A 22181-nucleotide genomic window follows, 5' to 3' on the forward strand; every position below is an offset into this window, starting at 1 on the left:
ATCCAGGTCGATGCGGTTCGTGACCCAACTCACAAAGCCTGGCCGAAGCCCATGTTAGGCAGGTCGGGCGTTAGAATAGGCGAGGCTCCGGAAGCGCCATGATCAGGTCTGGATCTCCAAAATTGCATCGATGGCTTCTTGCCGCCGCCGCACTATTGGCCGTGTGCCAGCCGGCGTTTGCCGAGAAGCGCGTCGCCCTGGTGCTGGGTAATTCCGCCTACAAGAATGTCCCGCAGCTTGCCAATCCGGTTAACGACAGCGCCAGGATCGCCGCGACGCTGAAGGAGGCCGGCTTCGATGTCGTCGATTCCCGCCGCGATCTGCCCGCGGCCGAAACCCGGCGTGCGCTGCGCGACTTCGCCGACCGCGCGCGCGATGCCGACATCGCCGTGGTCTATTACGCCGGCCACGGCATCGAGGTGGACGGCTCGAACTATCTGATTCCGGTGGATGCGAAGCTGGAACGCGATACGGATGTTTACGACGAGGCGCTCTCGCTGGATCGGGTGCTGATCGCGATCGAGCCGGCCAAGAAATTGCGGCTCGTCATTCTCGACGCCTGCCGCGACAATCCGTTTGCCAAGTCCATGAAGCGGACCGTCGCCTCGCGTGCGATCGGGCAGGGCCTGGCCAAGGTCGAGCCGACCAGCCCCAACGTGCTGATCGCCTATTCGGCCAAGGCCGGGTTCACCGCAGCCGATGGCGACGGCACGAACAGCCCGTTCACGTCAGCGCTGTCGCGCCACATTGCGACGCCGGGGCTCGACGTACGCCGGGCTTTCGGATTCATCCGTGACGAAGTGCTCAAGACCACCGGCAACCGGCAGGAGCCATTTGTCTATGGTTCGCTGGGCGGCGAAGACGTGCCGCTGGTGCCGGCACCCGCCAAAGCGGCGCCCGCCGTGGCCGCGCCGGCGCCGGCGCTCAGCGCGCAGGCCGAAGCCCGCCGCGACTACGAACTGGCGCTGCAGCTCGGCAACAAACACGCGCTCGACGCCTTCCTCAAGCAATATCCTGACGGCTTCTATGCCAGCCTCGCCAAGCTGCAGCTCGACAAGATCGCCGCTGAGGAAATCCGCATCGCGGCCACCGAGAAGGCACGGCTGGCCGAGCAGGAGCGGGCACGGCTGGTCGCCGAGGGCGCCCAGAAGTCGCAGCAGTCGAAGGCCGATGCCGACGCCAGGGCCGCCGAGCAGGCGCGAATCGCCGCCGAAAAGGCCAAGCAGATTGCGCAGGACCAGGCCACCGCCGCCGAACAGAAGCGCCTCGCGGCTGAATCGCCTGCGGCCGGCAAGGACAAGCCCGTGAATCTCGCGGCTCTCCCGCCGGGACCGGCCCCGGCCGACATCACCAGATCGGTACAGGCCGAACTGCGCCGTGTCGGCTGCCTGACCGGCGCCGCCGATGGCGACTGGAACCCGGCTTCGCAGCGCTCGCTGACGCTGTTCAACCGCTACGCCGGGACCAGGCTCGATACCAAAGTGGCCAGCATCGACGCGCTCGATGCGATCAAGCTGAAGCCGTCCCGCGTGTGTCCGCTGGTCTGCGAACATGGCTTCAAGGCCGACGGCGACCGCTGCAGCAGGATCACCTGCGCCCAGGGTTCGGTGCTCAACGATGACAATGAGTGCGAAAAGCGCCGCGCCAACAAGCCGGTGGCCAAGCGCGACACCGATGATCGCCCGGAGCGTCCGGTGCGCGAACGGCCGCGGCCCGAGGCCGGTGCGCCCAGGCCTCAAGCGTCCGGCCGGGCATCCGGTCAGGTCGTATGCGATCAGGCCGGCTGCCGTTCCGTGAGCGCCGGCTGCCGCGTCGAATACAAGACGTTTGCCCAGGGCGGTCCATGGCCAAGCGGTGGCAATGTCGAGGTGTGCCGCTGAGGCTTCTTAGATCGCACTCGCGGCGATATTGACCATCAGCGCGACCAGCGCGGTATTGAACACGAATGAGATAATGCCGTGCACGGTCGCGGTGCGGCGAATGATCTTGTCGGTGATCCCGACATCGGAGACCTGCGCGGTCATCCCGATCACGAACGAGAAATAGACGAAATCCCAGTAGTCGGCGTCCTCATGCCGGTCGCCGCTTGGAAACTGCAGGCCGCCCGGTGTGCCGCTGCGGTAGTATTCATGCGCGTAGTGCAGCGAGAACGCCGTGTGCACCGCTGCCCATGACAGGGCGATGGTCACCGTCGCCAGCACCAGCCCCGGCGTGCTGCGATTCGAGGCGCCGAGTTCGAACACGATGGCGGCGATGCTGGCGAACGCACCGAGCGCCGTCAGCAGCAGGATCAGGAAGCGGCCGTCGTCCTGCAGCACCGCGTTGCGCCGGATGTGCGCCATGCCGCTGCGAAACACCATGGCGAAAACCAGCACCAGATACAGCGCGACGAAGCTGTCCCAGCTGACCAGCAGCCGCGTCACCAGCCGCAACGAGCCCGGCAGCAGGAAGAACGCGACGATGCCGGCCGCGATCGCGATGAAGGTGCGTGGCCGTCCATAGACCACACGGAGCAGAACCGGCTTTTCCCTGAACCGGTCGACGAACTCGTCGAGTTCCTGCTGCTGCGATGGCACGTCAGCTTTTGCGGTCGGCGACGAAACGCGACGCGGCCTTGAGCACGTCGCCCCTGGCGCCGAAGATCGACAATGCGGAATCCGCACGCGCCAACAGATCGCGCACGCGCTGCTTGGCGCCGTCGATGCCGAGCTGGGTGACGAAGGTGGTCTTGCCGAGTGCCGCATCGGCGCCGGCCGGCTTGCCGAGGGCGGCGGCATCGCCTTCGACGTCGAGCAGATCGTCGGCGATCTGGAACGCCTCGCCGAGCGCGCGGCCGTAATCGTCGAGCGCCTGATATTGCTGCTCCGTCGACTGGCCGAGGATCGCGCCGGCGATGCAGCCATAGCGCAACAGCGCGCCGGTCTTCATCTGCTGCAGCCGCGCCACGTCGACCGGCTCGCGGTCGCCGAACCGGCCTTCGCCGGCGAGGTCGAGCATCTGGCCGCCGACCATGCCGCCGATGCCCGAGGCGCGTGCCAATGCGCGCGTCAGCAGCAGGCGCACGGTCGGGTCGCTATGAATCTCGTCGCGGGTCACGATGTCGAACGCCAGCGTCAGCAAACCGTCGCCGGCGAGGATCGCGGTGGCATCGTCGGTCTTCTTGTGCAGCGTCGGACGGCCGCGACGCAGGTCGCTGTTGTCCATCGCCGGCAGGTCGTCATGGATCAGCGAATAGCAGTGGATGCATTCGAGCGCCGCGCCCGCGAGCAGGGCAGCGTCGCGCGGAACCCCGAACACGGCGGAACTCTCGACTACCAGAAACGGCCGCAGCCTTTTGCCGCCGCCGAGGCTGGAATAGCGCATCGCGTCCATCAGCCGCTTCGGCCGTGCGATCTCGTCGGGCAATAGTGTATCCGACAACAGCTTCGCCAGCAGGGCCTCGGTATCCTCCGCGGTCTGGTCCAATCGCTTGGTAAAGTCGGCAGTGGCGCTCGTCATTTAACAATGGCTCCAGGTTAACTTGGTCGTCAATTTGGCCGGACAATCGTTGATGGCACGGCGTCAGTCAATTCCGCAGCCAGGCCGGAATCGCCTTAAAAGCGCTGGAAAACCCGCGAAATATCATGGTGATGTCATCGATTAAGGGGTCTCTTGGTCGCTCCTCGAGCCGGCTCGGCTGAACCGGAAGCATCCGAATTTGCGCTTCGTTCGAATTTTATTGCTGATTTTGCTGGTGGGGCTGTTGCTGCCGTATCTGGTGACGCCGTTCTATCGCAGCGGCCATCCGGTCTCGACGCTGATGGCTTGGCGCTGGCTCAAGGGCGCGCCGGTGTCGCGGCAATGGATCGATTTCAAGGCGATTTCGCCGGCGCTGCCGCGTTCGGTGGTGGGCTCCGAGGACGCCAAATTCTGCAGCCATCATGGCGTCGATTGGGGCGCGCTGCGCGAGGTGATGGACGACGCCGAGGAGGGCGAGGTCACCCGCGGCGGTTCGACCATCACCCAGCAGGTGGCCAAGAACCTGTTCCTGTGGCCGGGCCGCAGCGTGGTCCGCAAGGCGCTGGAACTGCCGCTGGCGATGTGGATCGACCTGGTATTGCCCAAGCAGCGGATCCTCGAGATCTACCTCAATATCGCCGAACTCGGCCCTTCCGGGCAGTTCGGGGCCGAGGCGGGGTCCCATTACGCGTTCGGGCGTTCAGCCGCCGCCCTGTCGCCGCGGGAGGCAGCCTTGCTGGCGGCGATCCTGCCCAATCCGGTCAGGCGCAGCGCCCGCAATCCCGGCCCCGGGGTGCGGCGTTTGGCCGGGACGTACATGGCCCGGGCGAACGTCGCCGCATCGCAGCGGTGCTGGAGCGAGAATCGTGCTTTCTGAGCCAATTTTGGGCCGTTTTAACCGCGCCCAACCCTAGCTTTACGCCATTCCTTCCTCTATAAGCGCGGCCTTATCGGCATCGTAGCCCGTGCTTTGAAGCGCTGGGCGGTCCTACCGGGACGATGCCTCCGACAACACCCCTAGAGGACCGTTATGGCCGTTCCCAGAAGAAAAACATCGCCCTCGCGGCGTGGTATGCGCCGCTCGGCGGACGCCCTGAAGAAGCCGACCTATGCCGAAGACAAGGATTCGGGCGAATTGCGCCGTCCGCACCACCTCGACCTGAAGACCGGCATGTACAAGGGCCGGCAGGTTCTGAAGGCCAAGAAGGAATCCTGACCGGGCCGCAGGTCTTAAGGCGCGGCCCTCGCCGTGCCTGGCTGAATTAGGCCAACGAATAGGGTAACACGGTTCCAGGGGCGAGGCGCGATGCTTCGCCCGGGAACGTTCCGGTTTCCTGTAGTCCGGTTTCCTTGAGTTAAGGCCTCGCCGATGTCCATGGTCGGATTTCCGCTCCTCCTGATTCCGCTCGCGATCTACAACATCATCGCCTTCCTGATGCCGGAGGTCGCCTTCGGCACGCCGCTGCTGAAGCTGACGCTGATGTCGGGCGCGGAATGGCAGGTGACGCTGAGCGATGTGCTGATTTCGCTCGGCATCGTGCTGCTGCTGGCCGAGATCGTCAAAGGCGCGCGTCCTGGCGCGAAATATCTCACCGACCATTTGCTCTCGCTGATCGTGTTCGGTGCGGCCGCCGCCGAATTCGTGCTGTGGCCGAAGTTCGGCACCTCAACCTATTTCCTGCTGACGGCGCTTTCTCTGGTGGACTTCCTGTCCGGCCTCGCCTTGCGCACGCGGCGTCGCGCCGTCGCGGCACCGGCGGCTTCCGCCAAAAGCGCAAGAAGCGCTGAACCGAAGGCCGAGCCTAAGGCCGATCCGGCGGTGGCCGAGCCGAAACCTGAGCCTGCGCCTGCGCCGGCATCCGCGGCGGTGCCGCCCGCTGCGTCGGTTGCTGAATCCGTGCTGCAGGGTCGCCCCGAACCGGCACCCGCGCCTGCGGCCGCGCCCCATGCGGCTTCGCCGGAAGTCCCCTCGCCGGGGATACAGCCGGGTGGCGGCACGACGCCGTCGCCGGACACGCCGCCGCGCTGAGCGGTCGTCGGATCGGATTTCTTGTTCAGATGACCTGCCGGGTCCGCCGTGCCACGCTGCGTCGTTCCTGCGGGTGTGCGCCGTAGGCCGTCTGCACATCCTCCGGCGAAGCGCGCCGCATGCTGCGGGTCTGCGGCGCCTGATCGGCGGTTGCGATGAGGTGGGCGACAAAGGTCGGATCAGGCCGCGCCATGGTCGACTTCCGCGACCATTGCACCGGTTGGGCCACCGGCACGAGCGCGACACAGGCCGGCGCGTCGGCGTCGGAGACCTCGCCGTCCAGGATATCTTCTGATTGTTCGGTATCGAGCATCGGAGACCGTAACCGGCTAAAAACTGTCGCGTTTTGGGACGTGCCGCCCCGCTGAGATTTGCTTCTCGCAAGCCCTATGCCGATGCGTGCCGGTTCGTTCCTTCCGGGTTTGCGACATCCGTAAAACGTGGTTTCCAGATTATTTATGAACTTTGCCTAGCGTCTGATTCGCAAGAGCCACTATCTTTAAGCTGCCAGAATCATCTTGCTTGTCCTTGGCCTGTCCCTGGGCTGTCCTGAATCGAGGCGACATTGATGTCCGCTGTCCCGCAAGCTTCCAGCATCCTCGCGTCGCTCGGGCAGGCCACTTTCGTCTGGGATCTGGTCACCGACAGCATCGCCTGGAGCGATAACGCCGCCGCCGTTTTCACCGACATTCCCGCGCAAGCGCTGAAAAGCGGCGCCGAATTCGCCAGGCTAATCGAGCCGAAAGCTTCGATCCGCTCGGACGCGCTGGGTCATACTGCGCCGGCGCGCAGCGGCGAGGGCGTCGCTTACCGGATCGAATATGGCGTGCGGGCCTCGACCTCCGCGCCTGTGATCTGGATCGAGGAAACCGGCTGCTGGTTCGCCGGCGCCGACGGCAGGCCGGCGCGCGCGCAAGGCATCGTCCGCGTCGAAAATGAGCGCCACGCCCGCGACGAACAGCTGGTGCGGCTCTCGCGGCACGACCCGCTGACCGGCGAACTCAATCGCAGCCACCTGATCGCCGCGCTCGCCGAGGCGATCGAGGAGGCCGCCCGCTTCCGCTCGTCCTGCGCTTTCATGCTGATCGGCATCGATCATCTGGCGCGCATCAACGACGCCTTCGGCTTCGATGTTGCCGATGGCGTGATCGCGGAAGTCGGAAAGCGCATTCGCGCGCGGCTGCGCGGCGGCGACGTGCTGGGGCGATTCTCCGGCAACAAGTTCGGGCTGATCCTGCGCAATTGCACCGTCGACGACACCAATGTCGCGGCCGAGCGGTTTCTGGCCGGCATCCGCGACGAGGTGGTGCCGACCGTGTCCGGCCCGGTGTCGGTGACCGCATCGATCGGCGCGATCAGCATCCCGCGTTACGCCCGCAGCGCCGATGAGGCCGTCACCCGCGCCCAGGAAACGCTGGATGCCGCCAAGAGCCGCCGTGCCGGGTCGTTCTCGCTATGGCGTCCGAATGTCGAGCGCGACGCCCAGCGCCGCGTCAATATCCGCGTCACCGATGAAATCGTCACTGCGCTGAACGAGCGCCGGATCGTGACCGCGTTCGAGCCGGTGGTCGAAGCGCGCTCGCGGCAGCCGGCGTTCTACGAATGCCTGGTGCGGATGGAGCAGGACGACGGCCAGGCGCTGCTGGCGCCCGATATCGTGCCCGTCGCCGAGCGGCTCGGCCTGATCCGGCTGGTCGATCACCGCGTCCTTGAACTCGCGGTCGCCGAGCTAGCCGCTTCACCGAACGTGCGGCTCAGCCTCAACATCTCGCCCGCCACCACGATGGACCCGGACTGGTGGAGCACGATCGAATCGCTGATGCGTGCCAATACGGGTGTCGGAGAACGGCTGATCGTCGAGATCACCGAAACGGTGGCAATCCAGGATATCGACGACATCAGAGGCTTCGTCACCAAGCTGAAGAATTTCGGCAGCCGGATCGCGATCGACGATTTCGGCGCCGGCTACACCTCATTCCGCAATTTGCGCAAGCTTGGCGTCGACATCGTCAAGATTGACGGCGCCTTCGTGCAGAACATCGCGCGCTCGGCCGATGATCGCGCCTTCGTGCAGACGCTGATCGATCTGGCGCGCCGGCTGCAGATCAAGACGGTGGCGGAATGGGTGCAGGACGAGGAGTCCGCGGTGATGCTGCGCGAATGGGGCTGCGACTATATCCAGGGCCGCCTGATCGGCCTCGCGTCACCGGAGCGGCCGTGGAGCGTGCCGGGCGCGGCCGTGTTGCCCGCGGCGAGTTAGGATTCTTGCGTTGATTTTTCCGGTGTCGTCCCGGGCTTGACCCGGGACCCATAACCACAAATCTTTATTGTTGCGCGAAGGCGTCTACCACAGCGCCTCATTGATAGGCCGCGGCGTATGGGTCCCCCGATGCGCAATTGCGCATCTGAGGTCAACCCGGGACGACGTGTGGCGAGAGTCGCTCTATAGCGCCGAAGAGAGAACTACTCTTCCTTCTTCGGCTCTTTCGACATGCGCTCGAGGCGGTCCTGCATGTCCTTCATCTGACGGCGAAGGTCGTCGATGTTGGCTTCGTCGGCCGCCGGCTCCGGCACTTTCTCCGGCTCGGGCGATGTCGCGCCGCCGCGCGGCGGCACGAACGGCTTGAACATCGAGAACGTCTGCTGGAACAGTTCCATGTTGCGGCGGACGTGCTCTTCGAGCGGCGCGAACGGCGTTCCCGAGAACGTATTGGTGAGCTGCTTGCGGAATTTTTCCTGCTCGCGCGTCAGCGTGTCGATCGACTGTTCCAGATATTTCGGCACCACCATCTGCATGCTGTCGCCGTAGAAGCGGATCAATTGGCGCAGGAACGTGGTCGGCAGCAGATTTTGCCCGGCCTTGTTTTCCTGTTCGAAGATGATTTGCGCCAGCACCGAGCGGGTGATGTCGTCACCGGTCTTGGCGTCATAGACGAGAAAATCCTCGCCATCCTTCACCATCGCCGCGAGATCCTCGAGCGTCACATAGGTGCTGGTGCCGGTATTATAGAGCCGCCGATTGGCGTATTTCTTGATCGTCGTGGGTTGGTCTGACTTGGCCATGGCCATGGGGCTCACACATCGATACCGAGAGCGGGGAACCCGACGGGCATCGCCGGCGGGCAGACGAGCAACGCAACGCAGCAAAGTAAGCATTTTCAATGCGGTTCGGCTACCGTTTTGTGCGCCACGGTTAATTCCAAGGCATGGGCACTGCTATGGAAACTGCCAGGGACGCCATTTTGAATGCGCCGCGGCGGGATTTTGCCCCCTGGCCGATTGACACAGGATGCCTAGGTTAACAGGATAGGCCCAAGAGACAGGCCCGCCAACCGGCCGCCCGCCGTCAAGAACCTCAAGCCCACAGGAGATGTCCATGTCAGACGATGTCGTCATCGTCAGCGCCGCCCGCACCCCGGTCGGCAGTTTCAACGGCGCGTTCGCCACCACCCCGGCGCATGACCTCGGCGCCATCGCCATCAAGGCCGCACTGGAGCGGGGCGGCATCGAGCCCGGCCGCGTTTCCGAAGTCATCATGGGGCAGATCCTGACCGCGGCGCAGGGCCAGAATCCGGCCCGCCAAGCCTCGATCGCGGCCGGCATCCCGGTGGAAAGCCCGGCCTGGGGCGTCAACCAGCTCTGCGGCAGCGGCCTGCGCACCGTCGCGCTCGGCTATCAGGCGCTGCTCAACGGCGATTCGGAAATCGTCGTCGCCGGCGGCCAGGAATCCATGAGCATGGCCCCGCACGCGCAATATCTGCGCGGCGGCGTCAAGATGGGCGGGTTGGAACTGGTCGACACCATGATCAAGGACGGCCTGTGGGATGCCTTCAACGGCTACCACATGGGCAACACCGCCGAGAACGTCGCGCGGCAGTACCAGATCACCCGCGCCCAGCAGGACGAATTCGCGGTTCACTCGCAGAACAAGGCCGAGGCCGCGCAGAAGGCCGGCAAATTCACGGACGAGATCGTTCCCGTCACCATCAACTCCCGCAAGGGCGACATCATCGTCAGCGCCGACGAATACCCGCGTCATGGCGCCACCCTCGACTCGATGGCCAAGCTGAAGCCCGCTTTCGAGAAGGACGGCACCGTCACCGCCGGCAGCGCGTCCGGCATCAATGACGGCGCCGCCGCGGTCGTGCTGATGACCGCCAAGCAGGCCGCCAAGGAAGGCAGGAAAGTCCTCGGCCGCATCGTCTCCTGGGGCCAGGCCGGCGTCGATCCCAAGATCATGGGCACCGGGCCGATCCCGGCTTCCCGTGCCGCGCTCAAGAAGGCCGGCTGGAACATCGGCGATCTCGACCTGATCGAGGCCAACGAAGCGTTTGCCGCACAGGCCTGCGCGGTCAACAAGGACCTCGGCTGGGATACGTCCAAGGTCAACGTCAATGGCGGCGCGATTGCGATCGGCCATCCCGTCGGCGCTTCCGGCGCCCGCGTGCTGGTGACGCTGCTGCACGAAATGCAGAAGCGCGATGCCAAGAAGGGCCTCGCCACGCTGTGCATCGGCGGCGGCATGGGCATTGCCATGTGCATTGCACGCGACTGAACCATAGCGTTTTCAAGCGAAGTGGATCCCGGTTCGCGTGAAGAAAACGCGTAAGTAAGATAAAAAGGCAGAATGGATGCGTTGTTGATGAAAACTTCATCTGTCAACCGCAGAGCAAATCGATAAAACTGAAATGCCCGGTCTCGCGCCGGGCATTTTCATCTCTGGTGCGCTGCCGCGTGAGGAGCGCGCCGGACTCGACCAGTCAGGCTTCGTCAAAGACCGGGGCAATTCCGGCTTCTAAAAAAGACCAGAGGAGGACTACGACATGGCACGTGTTGCATTGGTTACGGGGGGCACGAGGGGCATTGGTGCTGCGATCAGCAAATCGCTGAAGGCTGCGGGCTACAAGGTGGCGGCGAGCTATGCCGGCAACGATACGGCGGCGGAGAAATTCAAATCGGAGACCGGCATTCCCGTCTACAAATGGGACGTCAGCTCGTTCGACGCCTGCGCGGAAGGCGTCAAGAAAGTCGAAGCTGAACTTGGTCCGGTCGACGTTCTCGTCAACAATGCCGGCATCACCAAGGACGGCGCCTTCCACAAGATGACGCTCGATCAGTGGAACGCGGTCATCAACACCAATCTCGGCTCACTGTTCAACATGACCCGTCAGGTGATCGAAGGCATGCGTGCCCGCAAGTTCGGCCGCGTCATCAACATCTCCTCGATCAACGGCCAGAAGGGACAGTTCGGCCAGGTCAATTATTCGGCTGCCAAGGCCGGCGATATCGGCTTCACCAAGGCGCTGGCGCTGGAGAATGCCAAGGGCGGCATCACCGTGAACGCGATCTGCCCCGGCTACATCAACACCGAAATGGTGCAGGCGGTGCCGAAGGACGTGCTGGAGAAGAGCATCCTGCCGCTGATCCCGGTCAATCGCCTCGGCGAGCCCGAGGAAATCGCCCGCGCGGTGGTGTTCCTCGCCGCCGACGATGCCGGCGCCATCACCGGATCGACGCTGACGATCAATGGCGGGCAGTATATGGTGTGATGTGACGCAGTCATTCCGGGACACGCGGTAACGCGTGGACCCGGAATCCCGAGATTCGGGTTCGCTCGGTCGTTCGCCGTTACAACATACCGAGAAGTCGTCTTGCCCGGCCTTGTGCCGGGCATCCACGTCTTTACAACTCGACAACAAAGAAGACGTGGATGGCCGGGACGAGCCCAGCCATGACGAAAACAACTTCGACCATTGACGGCCGCATGACCCCCCGCACCGCCACACTAATCGGACTGACCGCGATCCTGATGTGGTCGCTGCTGTCAGTGTTGACGGTTGCGACCGGAAAAATTCCGGCGTTCCAGCTCGCGGCGATGACGTTCGCGATCGGCGCTGGGGTCGCTTTCATCAGCTTCATCTGGCGGCCCGCGGCCTTCGGCGCGCTGCGGCAATCGCCGACCGCGTGGGTGGTCGGCGTCGGCGGGCTGTTCGGCTATCACGCCCTGTACTTCCTGGCGCTGCGCTTTGCGCCGCCGGCCGAAGCCGGGCTTTTGAATTATCTCTGGCCGCTCTTGATCGTGCTGTTCTCCTCGCTGCTGCCCGGCGAGCGGCTGGCGCCGCATCACATCATCGGCGCGCTGCTCGGTCTTGCCGGCACGGTGCTGCTGTTGTCAGGCAATAGCGGCGGCGGCTTCGCGCCGGACCAGATCCCCGGACTGGCGGCGGCCTTCGTCGCCGCCTTTGTGTGGGCGGCCTATTCGGTGATGTCGCGCAAGCTCAAGGCGGTGCCGACCGATGCCGTCGCCGGTTTTTGCCTTGCGACCGCGCTGCTCGCGGCACTGGTTCACGGCATGGTCGAGACCACGGTCTGGCCTGAGACAGTCGGCCAGTGGCTTGCCATCACAGCGCTCGGTGTCGGCCCGGTGGGCGCCGCGTTCTTCACCTGGGACATCGGCATGAAGCGCGGCGACATCCGCGTGCTGGGCGCGGCGTCCTATGCGACGCCGTTGCTCTCGACCGCGTTTTTGATCCTCGCAGGCTTTGCCACGGCGAGCGCCACGATTGCCATTGCTGCGATCCTGATCGCCGGCGGCGGGTTGATCGCGGCAAGGGATATGGTGTGGAAGCGCTGACGCGTGTTCGCCAATCTCGTCATTCCGGGGCGTGCGAAGCACGAGCCCGGAATCCATAACCACGATCGGGAGTATGGATTCCGGGCCTGCGCCCAGTGGCGCATCCCGGAATGACAAATCACTCCGGCTCCCAATCCTTCGGCGCCATCTCAAACTTCGTAAAATCGAATCCGGGCGCCACGGTGCAGCCGACCAATGTCCAGTCGCCGGTGCTCTCGGCGGCCTGCCAGGTATCGGGCGGCACGATCGCCTGCGGCTGCTCGCCGGCGGCGAGGTTCGGGCCGAGTTTAAAGCTCCATCGCCCGTCATCGTCTGCAATCTTCAGGGTCAGCGCACTGCCGGCGTAGTAATGCCAGACTTCGACGGCATCGATGCGATGCCAGTGCGAACGCTCGCCGCGCGCCAGCAGGAAATAGATCGCGGTGGATCGCGAACGGCCGCTCGCATCCGTACGGGTATCGCGAAACGTCTCGCGATAGTGCCCGCCTTCCGGATGCGGCTTCAGCTCCAGCCGCGCGATGATCTCGGCGGCGCTCATCTCGGCAGCATTGGCCGGGAGCGTCATCAGGACTTGTTCTTGCGTTCGCGCAATTCGCCGAACACGTCGGCGGCACTGGCGCCCTTCATGTGAAGTTTGGCGGCGACCGACGGTTCGTCGGCGCGCAGGAACACGTTGGATTTTTTCTCCGCGCCTAGCAGCACCGGGATCGTCGGCTTGTTCTCCGCACGGAGCTTTGTCACCTCAGCGGCGCGCGCCACCAGCGCGGGATTGTCAGGCTCGACCGTGAGGGCGAACTTGACGTTGGCGGCGGTATATTCGTGGCCGCAATAGAGTTTGAAGTCGTCCGGCAGCGCACGCAGCTTCAACAGCGAATCCCACATCATCGGATAGTTGCCCTCGAACACCCGGCCGCATCCGATCGAAAACAAGGTATCGGCGGCGAACAGCGCCTTCTCGCTGTCGAACACATAGGAGATGTGGTCGAGCGTGTGGCCGGGGGTTTCCAGCACGCGCACCAGGAGGTCGCCGACCTTGATGACGTCGCCATGGCTGGCGCGCAGGTCGACATTGGCGATCGCGGTGGACTTGTCGTGCGGGGCGACGACGCGGCAATTATACTTCTGCTTCAACTCGGCGACGCCGCCGACATGGTCGTGGTGGTGATGGGTGATCAGAATATCGGTCAGCGTCCAGCCTTCGCTCTCCAGCGCCTTGAGGATCGGCCCGGCTTCCGGCGCGTCGATCGAGGCGGTCGCCTTGGTCGCGGGATCGTGGATCAAATAGCCGAAATTGTCGTTGAGGCAGGTGAAAGTGCGAATTTCCGAAGCCATGGTATCTCCACGAACAGTATGAGCGTTGATTTTTTGCTTGAGCAGGATCTCTTCGGAAAACCGGTGCCACCCCGCTATCCCGGTGCGGGGCATGCCTTTCCCGACCATGCTCTAACACGCCACATATGGGCAGGAAATATGGCGTTAACGCTCATGCGGCAATGCAAATTTCCGCAACCCCTGGGGAACAGCGGCGTGATAGATTGAGCCCATGACCATCGACGTCATCGACCTCCGCGATTTTTATTCGCGCCGCCTCGGCATGGTAGCGCGGCAGCTGATCAACCGCGGCATCCGGGCGAGATGGCCGAATGCAGGAGGCCTGCGCGTGCTCGGGCTCGGTTATCCCACGCCCTATCTCGGCCTGTTCCGCGAAGATTCCGAACGCTGTCTTGCCTTCATGCCGGCGGCGCAGGGGGTGCTGAAATGGCCGACGGCACGGCCGGCGCTGGCGACACTGATCGATGAGTTCTCGATGCCGTTGCCGGACGCCGCAGTGGACCGTGTCCTGCTGGTTCATGCGCTGGAAATGTCCGACGATCCGGAGCGGCTACTGCGCGAGGTCTGGCGCGTGCTGGCGCCGTCGGGGCGCCTGATTGCGGTGATTCCCAATCGCCGCGGGGTGTGGACGCGCACCGACAACACGCCGTTCGGTCACGGCCGGCCCTATTCGCGCGCGCAGATCACGCAATTGCTGCGGCAGACCTGGTTTACGCCGACGGCGTGGGGCGAGGCGCTGTTCGTGCCGCCGGTCGGCAAAGGCTGGTTCCTGCGCTCGGCGATGGCGTGGGAGCGCGTTGGCGCGGCGCTGTCGCTGCCGTTTGCCGGCGTGCACGTCGTGGAGGCGACCAAGCAGGTCTACCGCGCGATTCCCGCGCATCGCGAACGCACGCGGCTGATTCCGTCGCTGCAGCCGGTGTTGGTGCCGTCGTCGACGGCGACGCGCATCACTGTCGTCCCTGCCTAGTGCGCAATTGCGCACGGGCGCAGGGACCCATAACCACAGGGCGTTGTGAGTTAAGGAAGTCGTCAACCACCGTCGCTCATCAGGACGGCCGCGGCGTATGGGTCCCTGCTTTCGCAGGGACGACAAGTTGAGAGAGCCCTAACTACTCATTCCCCGGATTGAAATCTTCGCTCGGGGCGGCCGGTGCGGCGGCCACGTTGTCGGGGCGCGGGCCGTGCGGGCGGCGGCGGCGGCGCGGGAAACGTTCACCGCCGGCATTGCCTTCAAAACCGGGCGCGCCGTTCACTTGCGGCTGCGGTCCGGTGATGAAGGAGGGCAGGCGATCGACGCCGCCGGTATCGGCAATCACCGGCTGGGGCTGCGGCTGATATTGCGGCTGCGGACGATGCTCGCGTTGTTCGCGATGATGCTCGCGCGGCGGCTGGTCGCGGTCGCGCTGGAAGGGCTGCCCGTCACGCGGCTGGAAATCGCGCTGCTGATTGTTTTCGCGCGGCACGAACGGCTGTTGCTGCTGCGGCACGAAGCCTGGTTCCTGGCCGAAATGGGAGAAATTCTCGCTCTCGTCCTCGCCTTCCTCGACCGGCATTTCGCTTTCGGTGCGCGGCTGCGGCTGGTTCTGCCGGAACTGCTCCTGGGCGGCGGCGATCAGGCGGAAATAATGCTCGGCATGCTGGTAGTAATTCTCGGCCGCCACGGGGTCGCCGGACGAGCGTGCATCGCGTGCCAGCTGGACGTATTTTTCCGCAACGTGGGAGGCAGTGCCGCGAATCTTGATGTCGGGCCCGTTCGATTCGAACACCCGGGTCATCGGGTTTTGACCGCGCCGGTTATTATTGTTGTTGTTGTTATTGTTGTTGTTATTCCGGTTACGCATCCGCTTGTTGTTCTGACCGTTTCTCATGTCTCGCCTTTATTCCAGCCCTGAAGTTATGCAGTTGCCGTCGTAGCCTCACCGAATCGGGCGCACGCCTGTACACTCCGATTCACGGTGTCGTTCAAATTCACAACGTCGATTTCGCCAACCATCGCGTTCAGCAAAGACGCGTTCCCCGACCGCCGGCGTTCACAGCCGGCTGGATCAAATCATTTAGCCTGCCAAAACCAGCCCGACCGAAATACGCCCAACACCAACAGTCTCGCGAGCACAGGCTCTGCGCAACTGCTTTGCGTGACTGTTTCTTGCGTAAGTCTTCAAGCGCAATATCGGGCTTTCGTTCGCTTTGCGGTCAGGAGCAGCACAGCTCAGGCTATTGCGCTCGATCGGACCTGCGTTTTGGAACCTTTCACTCGGCGGGCTCTCATTTCGAGAACTCTGGCCCCCACCCGATTATACCTACGGAGGGCGGCAACCCTAGACCGATGTTGTAGGCGGAACGTAGTCGCTCCCGGACAATATTCCAAGTGGTTTTTTGCGTTCGATTAGGGCTTTATCGGGCCATTTTGCGGGCCGCGACGGCCCTCTGGATGCCTGCCAGATCGGCTTTTGGGGCGCCTGCGGGCGTTAATCCCGCCGCCGTCATCAAAGCCCGGATCTGCTCGCTTTGGCCTTCGCCGGCCTCCACGACCAGGGCAGCGCCCGGCGCCATCAGGCGAGCGGCCTGGGGAATCAGCGCGCGATAGGCATCGAGCCCGTCGATGCCGCCGTCGAGCGCGGCCGGCGGGTCGTACTCCCGGACGTCGACGGCAAGACCTGCGATATCCGCCGAGCGGATATAGGGCGGGTTCGACACGATCAGGTCGAACGACCCGGTCAATCCGGACGCGTAATCGCAGGCGACGAATGTCGCACGATCGGAGAGCCCGGCCGCCGCGGCATTGGCGGTGGCGGTCTGCAGCGCGGCTGACGAAATGTCGGTGCCGAACCCGTGTGCGTTCGGCAGCTCCGACAGCAGCGCCAGCAAAATAGCCCCGGAGCCGGTGCCGAGGTCGGCGATACGCAATGTGCGGCCGAGCGCGCCGCCGGCAGCCAATAATTCCAGCGCCAGCTCAACCACGGTCTCGGTGTCGGGCCGCGGTACCAGCGTCGCGGCCGAGAGTTTCAGCGGCAGTCCCCAAAACTCCTTGTGGCCGAGAATACGCGCGGTGGGCTCGCCTTGCAGGCGGCGCTGCGCGAAATCCTCCAGCCGCGTTGCTTCGTCCGCCGTGAGCCGCCGCTGCGCGGCCGTGATCAGGCCGGTGAGATCGAGGCCCAGCACGGCGCCGACCAGCAGCCGTGCATCGAGCTCGCTGGAATCGATCGCACTGGATTTGAAGCGCGCCGTGAGTGCGCGCCGCGCGGTCTCTACGGATTGTCCGGCGAAGGATCCGGTCATGCGGCTTGCTCGCGCAAATCCATCCCGTCGTCCCTGCGAACGCGCCACAATTTCGGTGTCGTCCCTGCGAAAGCAGGGACCCATAACCACATGAGCCAGTTGCTGCGGGAAGTATTAGCGCTCACCGCCCAATTCGATGGGCCGCGGAGTATGGGTCCCCGCGTTCGCGGGGACGACAAGCCACTGGTACTCACGCCGCCGCGCCCTGGGCGGCGAGTTGGGCGGCCTGATGCTCGGTCGTCAGCGCGTCGGTCAGTTCGCCCAGCGCTTCACCCGCGATCACTTGCGGCAATTTATAGAGCGTCAGGTTGATGCGGTGATCGGTGACGCGGCCTTGCGGGAAGTTGTAGGTGCGGATGCGTTCGGAGCGATCGCCCGAGCCGACCTTCTCGCGGCGGTCGGCGGAGCGTGCCGCATTGATGCGCTGCTGTTCGGCGTCATAGATCCGCGAGCGCAGGATGTTCATCGCCGAGGCGCGATTTTTGTGCTGCGAGCGGCTGTCCTGCATCATGACCACGATGCCGGTCGGGATGTGGGTGATGCGGATCGCGGATTCGGTCTTGTTGACGTGCTGGCCGCCGGCGCCCTGCGCGCGCATGGTCTCGATCCGCAAATCGTCGTTCTTGATGTCGACGTCGACATCCTCGACCTCGGGCAGGACCGCAACGGTCGCCGCCGAGGTGTGGATGCGGCCCTGCGTTTCGGTGTCGGGCACCCGCTGCACGCGGTGCACGCCGGATTCGAATTTCAGTTTGGCGAACGCGCCGCGGCCCTGCACCTCGGCGACGATTTCCTTGTAGCCGCCCATGGTGCCCTCGCTGGCGGAGATCACCTCGACCTTCCAGCCCTGTAGGGCGGCAAAGCGCTCATACATCCGGAACAGGTCGCCGGCGAACAGCGACGCCTCGTCGCCGCCGGTGCCGGCGCGAATTTCCAGTACCACGTTGCGGTCGTCCATGGCGTCTTTCGGCAACAGCGCGACGCGGATTTTCTGCTCAAGTTCGCCGACACGCGCCTGCAGCGTTTCGAGCTCGGCTTCCGCCATGCCACGCATGTCAGGATCGGCCGCGGAATCCGCCAGCAGCGCTTCGGTGTCTGCTATTTCGGCGCGGGCGGCGCGGTAGGCCTTGACGGCATCGATCAGCGGATTGAGTTCGGCGAGCTCGCGCGTGATCTGAACGTATTTTTCGGATGAGAGCTGACCAAGCAGCTCCGCCTCGAGCGAAGCGTGGTGGGCGAGCAGGATATCGAGTTTGGCTTCGGGTAACATTTGGAAAATTCTCAAATAGCGGAAAGGGAAGAGGGCGTTGCCGGGACCGAGCCTCGCTACAACGACAATCCCTCGGCTTCCGCGAATTCCGTCAGCTTCTGCCTAATCGAGACGCTGCCAGCCGGCGCGTCCAGCAGCGGCATCATGATCGCCTCGGCCTTCTTGGCGTCGAGCTCGAGGATCAGCGCCTTCACCGGGCCATGCGCGGTCGCCGACAGCGACAGCGAGCGGTAGCCAAGTGCGATCAGCGCCAGCGCGCCCAGCGGCTTGGACGCCATCTCGCCGCACAGCGAGGCGTTTTTCTTTGCCGCGTCGGCCTTGCGCACGATGTCGCGCAACGCCCGCAGGATCGGCGCCGACATGGTGTCGAATCGTTCGGAGACCTTGGCGTTGCCGCGGTCGACCGCGTACAGGAACTGGAATAGGTCGTTGGAGCCGACCGAGACGAAGTCGACCTTCTTCAGGAGTTCGTCCATCTGGTAGAGCAGCGCCGGCACTTCGACCATGGTGCCGACGTCGATGCGTTCTGGGAGCGCGTGGCCGTGCTGGCGCAAATAGGTCAGTTCGCGCTCGACGATCCCCTTGGCCTGATCGAACTCGGCGACTTCCGAAATCATCGGGAACATGATCTTCAGCGCGCGGCCGCCGCCGGCCCGCAGCAGCGCGCGAATCTGGCCGCGCAACAGGCCGGGCCGGTCGAGGCCGAGCCGGATCGCGCGCCAGCCGAGCGCGGGATTTTCCTCGATCACGGTTTCCATATAGGGCAGCGCCTTGTCGCCGCCGATGTCGAGCGTGCGGAACGTGACCGGCTTCGATCCCGCGGCATCCAGCACCGTGCGATAGAGCGCAAGCTGGTCGGAGGTGCGCGGCAGGCTCTGGCCGACCATGAATTGCAGCTCGGTACGGAACAGCCCGATGCCGGCGCTGCCGGTGTCGTCGATATGCGGCAGGTCGATGACGAGGCCGGCATTGATCATCAGTTCGATCTTCTGGCCGTCCTTGGTGACGCAGGGCTTGTCGCGCAGCGCCGAATATTGCGCCTGCCGCCGCGCGCGGAATCGCACCCGCTCGGCATAGGCCGATTCGATCTCGGCCGAAGGGCGCACATAGATCGAGCCCGAGGTGCCGTCGACGATGATGGCGTCGCCGGGGTCGGCCAGCCCCGGCGCGTTCGGGATTTCGCCGACCGCGGGAATGCCGAGCGCGCGGGCCACGATCGAGACGTGGGAATTCGCGGTGCCTTCCTCCAGCACCAGGCCGCGCAGCCGCTTGCGGTCATAGTCGAGCAGCGCGGCGGGGCCCATCGCGCGCGCGACCAGGATCGCGTTGTCGGGCAGCTGTTCGCGTGACGGCGCGTGGTCCTGGCCGACCAATTGCCGCATCAGGCGGTGGCCGAGGTCTTCGAGGTCGTGCAGCCGGTCGCGCAAATAGGGATCGGTGGAGCGCAGCATGCGCGCGCGGGTGTCGGATTGCACGCGTTCGACGGCGGCTTCCGCGGTGAGGCCGGTGGCGACCGCCTCGTGCAGCTTGTGCGACCAGCCATGGTCGTTGGCGAACATGCGGTAGGCTTCCAGCACCTCGCGGTGCTCGCCGCCGTCGGCGACGTCGCCGCGCTCCAGCATGCGGTCGAGATCGGCGCGCAGCTTGGTCAGCGCCGCGTCCAGCTTCTTGATTTCCTTCGGCAGGTCTTCGGCGATGTAATTGGTGATGACGACGCGCGGCTCGTGCAGCACGACGTGGCCGAGCGCGATGCCGTCGGACAGGACCGCGCCGGTCTTGTGCAGCGAATGCCGCGCCGCCGGCTCGGCGCCGGGCTGCGCCAGCGCCGCCAGCTCGCCGGAGGCGATCATCTCGGCGAGCACCATCGCGGTGGTCTGCAGCGCCTCGACCTCTTCCTCGACATAGGTGCGCTTGGCGCGGTTCTGCACCACCAGCACGCCGAGCGTGTTGCCGGCGCGCAGGATCGGCACGCCGAGGAACGAATGATAGATTTCTTCGCCGGTTTCCGGGCGGAACGAAAACGCCGGGTGGGTCTGCGCGTCGGAGAGGTTGAGCGGGGTGGCCTCGCTGGCGACGAGGCCGACCAGGCCCTCATGCGCGCTCAGGACCGTTCTGTGGACGGCGTCGCGGTTCAGACCCTCGGTGGCGTAGAGTTCGAGCGTGTTATCGACGCGCAGCACGTAGGTCGAGCAGACCTCGGCCACCATGTTGGCCGCGATCAGGACCACGATCTTGTCCAGCCGCTCCTGCGCGGAGACCTGCTCCGCCATGGTTTCGCGGAGCCGTCTCAACAGGACGCGGGGGCCTCCCGACGTGCTCCGCATCTGCCAAAATCCTCCCCCGCGAGGCCAGCGTGCCGGGTGGCCGGGCGCTGGCGTGAAACTCGACAATAGCAACAATTTTATTCATTCGGCGCCGCCGCAAGCCCACCAAACCATCGTTCCCGGCCGAATCGGGACCGCCAAACTGTGGCACAGTTTGCGGCAGCTCACCTGTCAGGCCGTATAGCCAATCGAGGCTTGCTTTGCCAAGCAAAACGCCTGCCAGCAGCAATAACGTCTGTGTCAGGCCAATGCTGCGGGCGCTAAGAGAAATTCGTTCCAGCGTGCTTCTTAGTTCCGGGGCTTCATCCTTCGAGACGCGGCCAAGCGGCCGCTCCCTCGGTAAGCGCAAAGCGCTTATCCGAGGATGAGGGCTGGCAGCTCAGCATGTGGCCTTAAACCCTCATGGTGAGGAGCGCGGCAAAGCCGCGCGTCTCGAACCATGCGGCCCCAAGTTCGCCCCGACGAATCAGGCGCTACGCCTGGTCGAGCCCGTAGAGCGTGTGCAGCGTACGCACCGCAAGCTCGGTATAGGCGGCGTCGATCAGCACCGAGAACTTGATCTCGGAGGTGGTGATGGCGCGGATGTTGATCTTGCGCTCCGATAACGCCTTGAAGGCCTGGGCCGCGACGCCGGCATGGCTGCGCATGCCGCTGCCGATCACCGACACCTTGGCCACGTCGGTGGCGCTGTCGAGCCGCTTATAGCCGATCTTGTCCTTGGCCGCGGTGATGGTGTCCTTGGCGCGGGTATAGTCGGAGGCCGGCACGGTGAAGGTCAGGTCGGTGGTCTTGCCGTCCTCGGAGACGTTCTGCACGATCATGTCGACATTGATGTTGGCGTCCGCGAGCGGTCCGAAGATCGCGGCGGCAACGCCCGGCTTGTCCTCGATCTGGCGCACGGAAATCTGGGCTTCGTCCTTGGAGAAGGCGATGCCGGTCACGACGTGGCTTTCCATGATTTCCTCCTCGCTGCAGATCAGCGTGCCCGGCGGCTGGTTGGCGTGCGGGTCAATATCCTCGGGCTTGTCGAAGCTGGAACGGACGAACACCGGCATGTTGTGCACCATGCCGAGTTCCACCGAGCGCACCTGCAGGACCTTGGCGCCCTGGGAGGCCAGTTCCAGCATGTCCTCGAACGCGATTTTGTCGAGCCGCCGCGCCTTGGGAACCACGCGCGGGTCGGTGGTATAGACGCCGTCGACGTCGGTGTAGATGTCGCAGCGGTCGGCACGGATGGCGGCCGCGATCGCCACCGCCGACGTGTCCGAACCGCCGCGCCCCAGCGTGGTGATTCGGTTGGTCTGCGGATTGATGCCCTGGAAGCCGGCGATGACGGCGACTTCCTTGCGGTCCTTGAAACGGTTGATGAGCTCTGACCCGTCGATCTCCAGAATGCGCGCCGAGGCGTGCGCATCCGAGGTCCGGATCGGGATTTGCCAGCCCTGCCAGGAGCGGGCCTGAATCCCGATCGCCTGCAGCGCGATCGCCAGCAGTCCGGACGTGACCTGTTCGCCGGAGGCCACCACGGCGTCATATTCGCGGGCGTCGTGCAGCGGCGAGGCGTCGCCGCACCATTCCACCAGCTCGTTGGTCTTGCCGGACATTGCCGACACCACCACGGCGACATCGTGCCCGGCATCGACTTCGCGCTTGACGTGGCGCGCGACGTTGCGGATTCGGTCGATATTGGCGACGGATGTACCGCCGAATTTCATCACGAGGCGGCCCATGACGACGCGTGCATTCCCTGTGAGGATAAGTATGGTGGCCCGCACGAAAATGGAGCGCCCGGGCCGAAAGCGGCGTATACATAGC

At 64.6% G+C, this 22181-nt stretch carries 20 protein-coding genes; 9 read left to right on the forward strand and 11 right to left on the reverse strand.

Annotated elements, in window-relative coordinates; translation table 11 throughout:
- Window positions 1–98: 98 nt before the first annotated feature.
- Complete coding sequence (locus ACSQ84_RS21925) at window positions 99–1880, forward strand: caspase family protein (protein ID WP_436213790.1); 1782 nt, start codon at window positions 99–101, stop codon at window positions 1878–1880.
- A gap of 6 nt (window positions 1881–1886) precedes the next feature.
- On the opposite strand, the gene ACSQ84_RS21930 is transcribed toward ACSQ84_RS21925, so the two are convergent.
- Both ACSQ84_RS21930 and ACSQ84_RS21935 read right to left on the reverse strand, forming a co-directional pair.
- Window positions 1887–2576, reverse strand: a complete 690-nt coding sequence (locus ACSQ84_RS21930) for a DUF1345 domain-containing protein (RefSeq protein WP_436213791.1) — start codon at window positions 2574–2576, stop codon at window positions 1887–1889.
- Between the two features lies 1 nt (window position 2577).
- The gene (locus ACSQ84_RS21935; RefSeq protein WP_436213792.1) at window positions 2578–3498 is read right to left on the reverse strand and encodes a polyprenyl synthetase family protein; all 921 of its coding nucleotides are present in this window, start codon (window positions 3496–3498) and stop codon (window positions 2578–2580) included.
- Between the two features lie 199 nt (window positions 3499–3697).
- Here ACSQ84_RS21935 and mtgA point away from each other — a divergent pair, with 199 nt between their 5' ends.
- From mtgA to ACSQ84_RS21950, 3 genes are all read left to right on the forward strand, one after another.
- Window positions 3698–4375 (forward strand): monofunctional biosynthetic peptidoglycan transglycosylase, encoded by a 678-nt coding sequence (mtgA, locus tag ACSQ84_RS21940; RefSeq protein ID WP_436213793.1) that lies wholly within the window; start codon window positions 3698–3700, stop codon window positions 4373–4375.
- A 153-nt stretch (window positions 4376–4528) separates the two neighbouring features.
- Window positions 4529–4714, forward strand: a complete 186-nt coding sequence (rpmF, locus tag ACSQ84_RS21945; RefSeq protein WP_027540899.1) for a 50S ribosomal protein L32 — start codon at window positions 4529–4531, stop codon at window positions 4712–4714.
- A 159-nt stretch (window positions 4715–4873) separates the two neighbouring features.
- The gene (locus ACSQ84_RS21950) at window positions 4874–5527 is read left to right on the forward strand and encodes a hypothetical protein (protein WP_436214084.1); all 654 of its coding nucleotides are present in this window, start codon (window positions 4874–4876) and stop codon (window positions 5525–5527) included.
- A 25-nt stretch (window positions 5528–5552) separates the two neighbouring features.
- Here the strand turns inward: ACSQ84_RS21950 and ACSQ84_RS21955 are convergent, their stop codons facing one another.
- Window positions 5553–5840, reverse strand: a complete 288-nt coding sequence (locus ACSQ84_RS21955; protein ID WP_436213794.1) for a hypothetical protein — start codon at window positions 5838–5840, stop codon at window positions 5553–5555.
- A gap of 255 nt (window positions 5841–6095) precedes the next feature.
- Between ACSQ84_RS21955 and ACSQ84_RS21960 the strand changes: the two genes are divergently transcribed.
- The gene (locus ACSQ84_RS21960) at window positions 6096–7787 is read left to right on the forward strand and encodes an EAL domain-containing protein (RefSeq protein ID WP_436213795.1); all 1692 of its coding nucleotides are present in this window, start codon (window positions 6096–6098) and stop codon (window positions 7785–7787) included.
- Between the two features lie 203 nt (window positions 7788–7990).
- On the opposite strand, the gene phaR is transcribed toward ACSQ84_RS21960, so the two are convergent.
- The gene (gene phaR, locus ACSQ84_RS21965) at window positions 7991–8590 is read right to left on the reverse strand and encodes a polyhydroxyalkanoate synthesis repressor PhaR (RefSeq protein WP_436213796.1); all 600 of its coding nucleotides are present in this window, start codon (window positions 8588–8590) and stop codon (window positions 7991–7993) included.
- 313 nt (window positions 8591–8903) lie between these two features.
- Here phaR and ACSQ84_RS21970 point away from each other — a divergent pair, with 313 nt between their 5' ends.
- The 3 genes from ACSQ84_RS21970 (at window position 8904) to yddG (ending at window position 12161) form a co-directional block, all read left to right on the forward strand.
- Window positions 8904–10082, forward strand: coding sequence for an acetyl-CoA C-acetyltransferase (locus ACSQ84_RS21970; RefSeq protein ID WP_436213797.1), 1179 nt, complete (start codon window positions 8904–8906; stop codon window positions 10080–10082).
- Window positions 10083–10350: 268 nt separating this feature from the next.
- The gene (gene phbB / locus ACSQ84_RS21975) at window positions 10351–11076 is read left to right on the forward strand and encodes an acetoacetyl-CoA reductase (protein WP_436213798.1); all 726 of its coding nucleotides are present in this window, start codon (window positions 10351–10353) and stop codon (window positions 11074–11076) included.
- Between the two features lie 215 nt (window positions 11077–11291).
- A complete protein-coding gene (yddG, locus tag ACSQ84_RS21980) occupies window positions 11292–12161 on the forward strand; it encodes an aromatic amino acid exporter YddG (protein WP_436214085.1) in 870 nt (289 codons plus the stop codon).
- Window positions 12162–12279: 118 nt separating this feature from the next.
- Here yddG and ACSQ84_RS21985 read toward each other — a convergent pair whose 3' ends face one another.
- Both ACSQ84_RS21985 and gloB read right to left on the reverse strand, forming a co-directional pair.
- Entirely contained in the window at window positions 12280–12726 is a 447-nt protein-coding gene (locus tag ACSQ84_RS21985; protein WP_436213799.1) for a cupin domain-containing protein, read from the reverse strand.
- On the reverse strand, window positions 12726–13493 hold the full coding sequence (gloB, locus tag ACSQ84_RS21990) for a hydroxyacylglutathione hydrolase (protein WP_436213800.1): 768 nt from the start codon (window positions 13491–13493) through the stop codon (window positions 12726–12728). Before gloB ends, ACSQ84_RS21985 begins: the two co-directional genes overlap by 1 nt.
- Window positions 13494–13704: 211 nt before the next feature.
- Here gloB and ACSQ84_RS21995 point away from each other — a divergent pair, with 211 nt between their 5' ends.
- Complete coding sequence (locus ACSQ84_RS21995) at window positions 13705–14460, forward strand: class I SAM-dependent methyltransferase (RefSeq protein WP_436213801.1); 756 nt, start codon at window positions 13705–13707, stop codon at window positions 14458–14460.
- Window positions 14461–14602: 142 nt separating this feature from the next.
- Here ACSQ84_RS21995 and ACSQ84_RS22000 read toward each other — a convergent pair whose 3' ends face one another.
- The 5 genes from ACSQ84_RS22000 to ACSQ84_RS22020 form a co-directional block, all read right to left on the reverse strand.
- The gene (locus ACSQ84_RS22000) at window positions 14603–15361 is read right to left on the reverse strand and encodes a DUF4167 domain-containing protein (protein WP_436213802.1); all 759 of its coding nucleotides are present in this window, start codon (window positions 15359–15361) and stop codon (window positions 14603–14605) included.
- A gap of 526 nt (window positions 15362–15887) precedes the next feature.
- Window positions 15888–16772 (reverse strand): peptide chain release factor N(5)-glutamine methyltransferase, encoded by an 885-nt coding sequence (gene prmC, locus ACSQ84_RS22005; protein WP_436213803.1) that lies wholly within the window; start codon window positions 16770–16772, stop codon window positions 15888–15890.
- Between the two features lie 190 nt (window positions 16773–16962).
- Complete coding sequence (prfA, locus tag ACSQ84_RS22010) at window positions 16963–18042, reverse strand: peptide chain release factor 1 (protein WP_436213804.1); 1080 nt, start codon at window positions 18040–18042, stop codon at window positions 16963–16965.
- A 56-nt stretch (window positions 18043–18098) separates the two neighbouring features.
- On the reverse strand, window positions 18099–20366 hold the full coding sequence (gene ptsP, locus ACSQ84_RS22015; RefSeq protein WP_436213805.1) for a phosphoenolpyruvate--protein phosphotransferase: 2268 nt from the start codon (window positions 20364–20366) through the stop codon (window positions 18099–18101).
- A 473-nt stretch (window positions 20367–20839) separates the two neighbouring features.
- The gene (locus ACSQ84_RS22020) at window positions 20840–22096 is read right to left on the reverse strand and encodes an aspartate kinase (protein ID WP_436213806.1); all 1257 of its coding nucleotides are present in this window, start codon (window positions 22094–22096) and stop codon (window positions 20840–20842) included.
- Between the last annotated feature and the right edge of the window lie 85 nt (window positions 22097–22181).

This window comes from Bradyrhizobium sp. LjRoot220, from assembly GCF_964252915.1.
Taxonomy (GTDB): Bacteria; Pseudomonadota; Alphaproteobacteria; order Rhizobiales; family Xanthobacteraceae; genus Bradyrhizobium.

What these genes read in the sequence shown, in the direction of transcription:
- ACSQ84_RS21950 (WP_436214084.1), top strand. Translation starts at nt 4,874, where the DNA reads ATGGTCGGATTTCCGCTCCTCCTGATTCCGCTCGCGATCTACAACATC.
- ACSQ84_RS21970 (WP_436213797.1), top strand. Translation starts at nt 8,904, where the DNA reads ATGTCAGACGATGTCGTCATCGTCAGCGCCGCCCGCACCCCGGTCGGC.
- ACSQ84_RS21960 (WP_436213795.1), top strand. Translation starts at nt 6,096, where the DNA reads ATGTCCGCTGTCCCGCAAGCTTCCAGCATCCTCGCGTCGCTCGGGCAG.
- ACSQ84_RS22000 (WP_436213802.1), bottom strand. Translation starts at nt 15,361, where the DNA reads ATGAGAAACGGTCAGAACAACAAGCGGATGCGTAACCGGAATAACAAC.
- ptsP (WP_436213805.1), bottom strand. Translation starts at nt 20,366, where the DNA reads ATGCGGAGCACGTCGGGAGGCCCCCGCGTCCTGTTGAGACGGCTCCGC.
- ACSQ84_RS21925 (WP_436213790.1), top strand. Translation starts at nt 99, where the DNA reads ATGATCAGGTCTGGATCTCCAAAATTGCATCGATGGCTTCTTGCCGCC.
- gloB (WP_436213800.1), bottom strand. Translation starts at nt 13,493, where the DNA reads ATGGCTTCGGAAATTCGCACTTTCACCTGCCTCAACGACAATTTCGGC.
- prmC (WP_436213803.1), bottom strand. Translation starts at nt 16,772, where the DNA reads ATGACCGGATCCTTCGCCGGACAATCCGTAGAGACCGCGCGGCGCGCA.
- rpmF (WP_027540899.1), top strand. Translation starts at nt 4,529, where the DNA reads ATGGCCGTTCCCAGAAGAAAAACATCGCCCTCGCGGCGTGGTATGCGC.
- ACSQ84_RS21985 (WP_436213799.1), bottom strand. Translation starts at nt 12,726, where the DNA reads ATGACGCTCCCGGCCAATGCTGCCGAGATGAGCGCCGCCGAGATCATC.
- yddG (WP_436214085.1), top strand. Translation starts at nt 11,292, where the DNA reads ATGACCCCCCGCACCGCCACACTAATCGGACTGACCGCGATCCTGATG.
- ACSQ84_RS22020 (WP_436213806.1), bottom strand. Translation starts at nt 22,096, where the DNA reads ATGGGCCGCCTCGTGATGAAATTCGGCGGTACATCCGTCGCCAATATC.
- ACSQ84_RS21995 (WP_436213801.1), top strand. Translation starts at nt 13,705, where the DNA reads ATGACCATCGACGTCATCGACCTCCGCGATTTTTATTCGCGCCGCCTC.
- phaR (WP_436213796.1), bottom strand. Translation starts at nt 8,590, where the DNA reads ATGGCCAAGTCAGACCAACCCACGACGATCAAGAAATACGCCAATCGG.
- prfA (WP_436213804.1), bottom strand. Translation starts at nt 18,042, where the DNA reads ATGTTACCCGAAGCCAAACTCGATATCCTGCTCGCCCACCACGCTTCG.
- ACSQ84_RS21935 (WP_436213792.1), bottom strand. Translation starts at nt 3,498, where the DNA reads ATGACGAGCGCCACTGCCGACTTTACCAAGCGATTGGACCAGACCGCG.
- ACSQ84_RS21955 (WP_436213794.1), bottom strand. Translation starts at nt 5,840, where the DNA reads ATGCTCGATACCGAACAATCAGAAGATATCCTGGACGGCGAGGTCTCC.
- phbB (WP_436213798.1), top strand. Translation starts at nt 10,351, where the DNA reads ATGGCACGTGTTGCATTGGTTACGGGGGGCACGAGGGGCATTGGTGCT.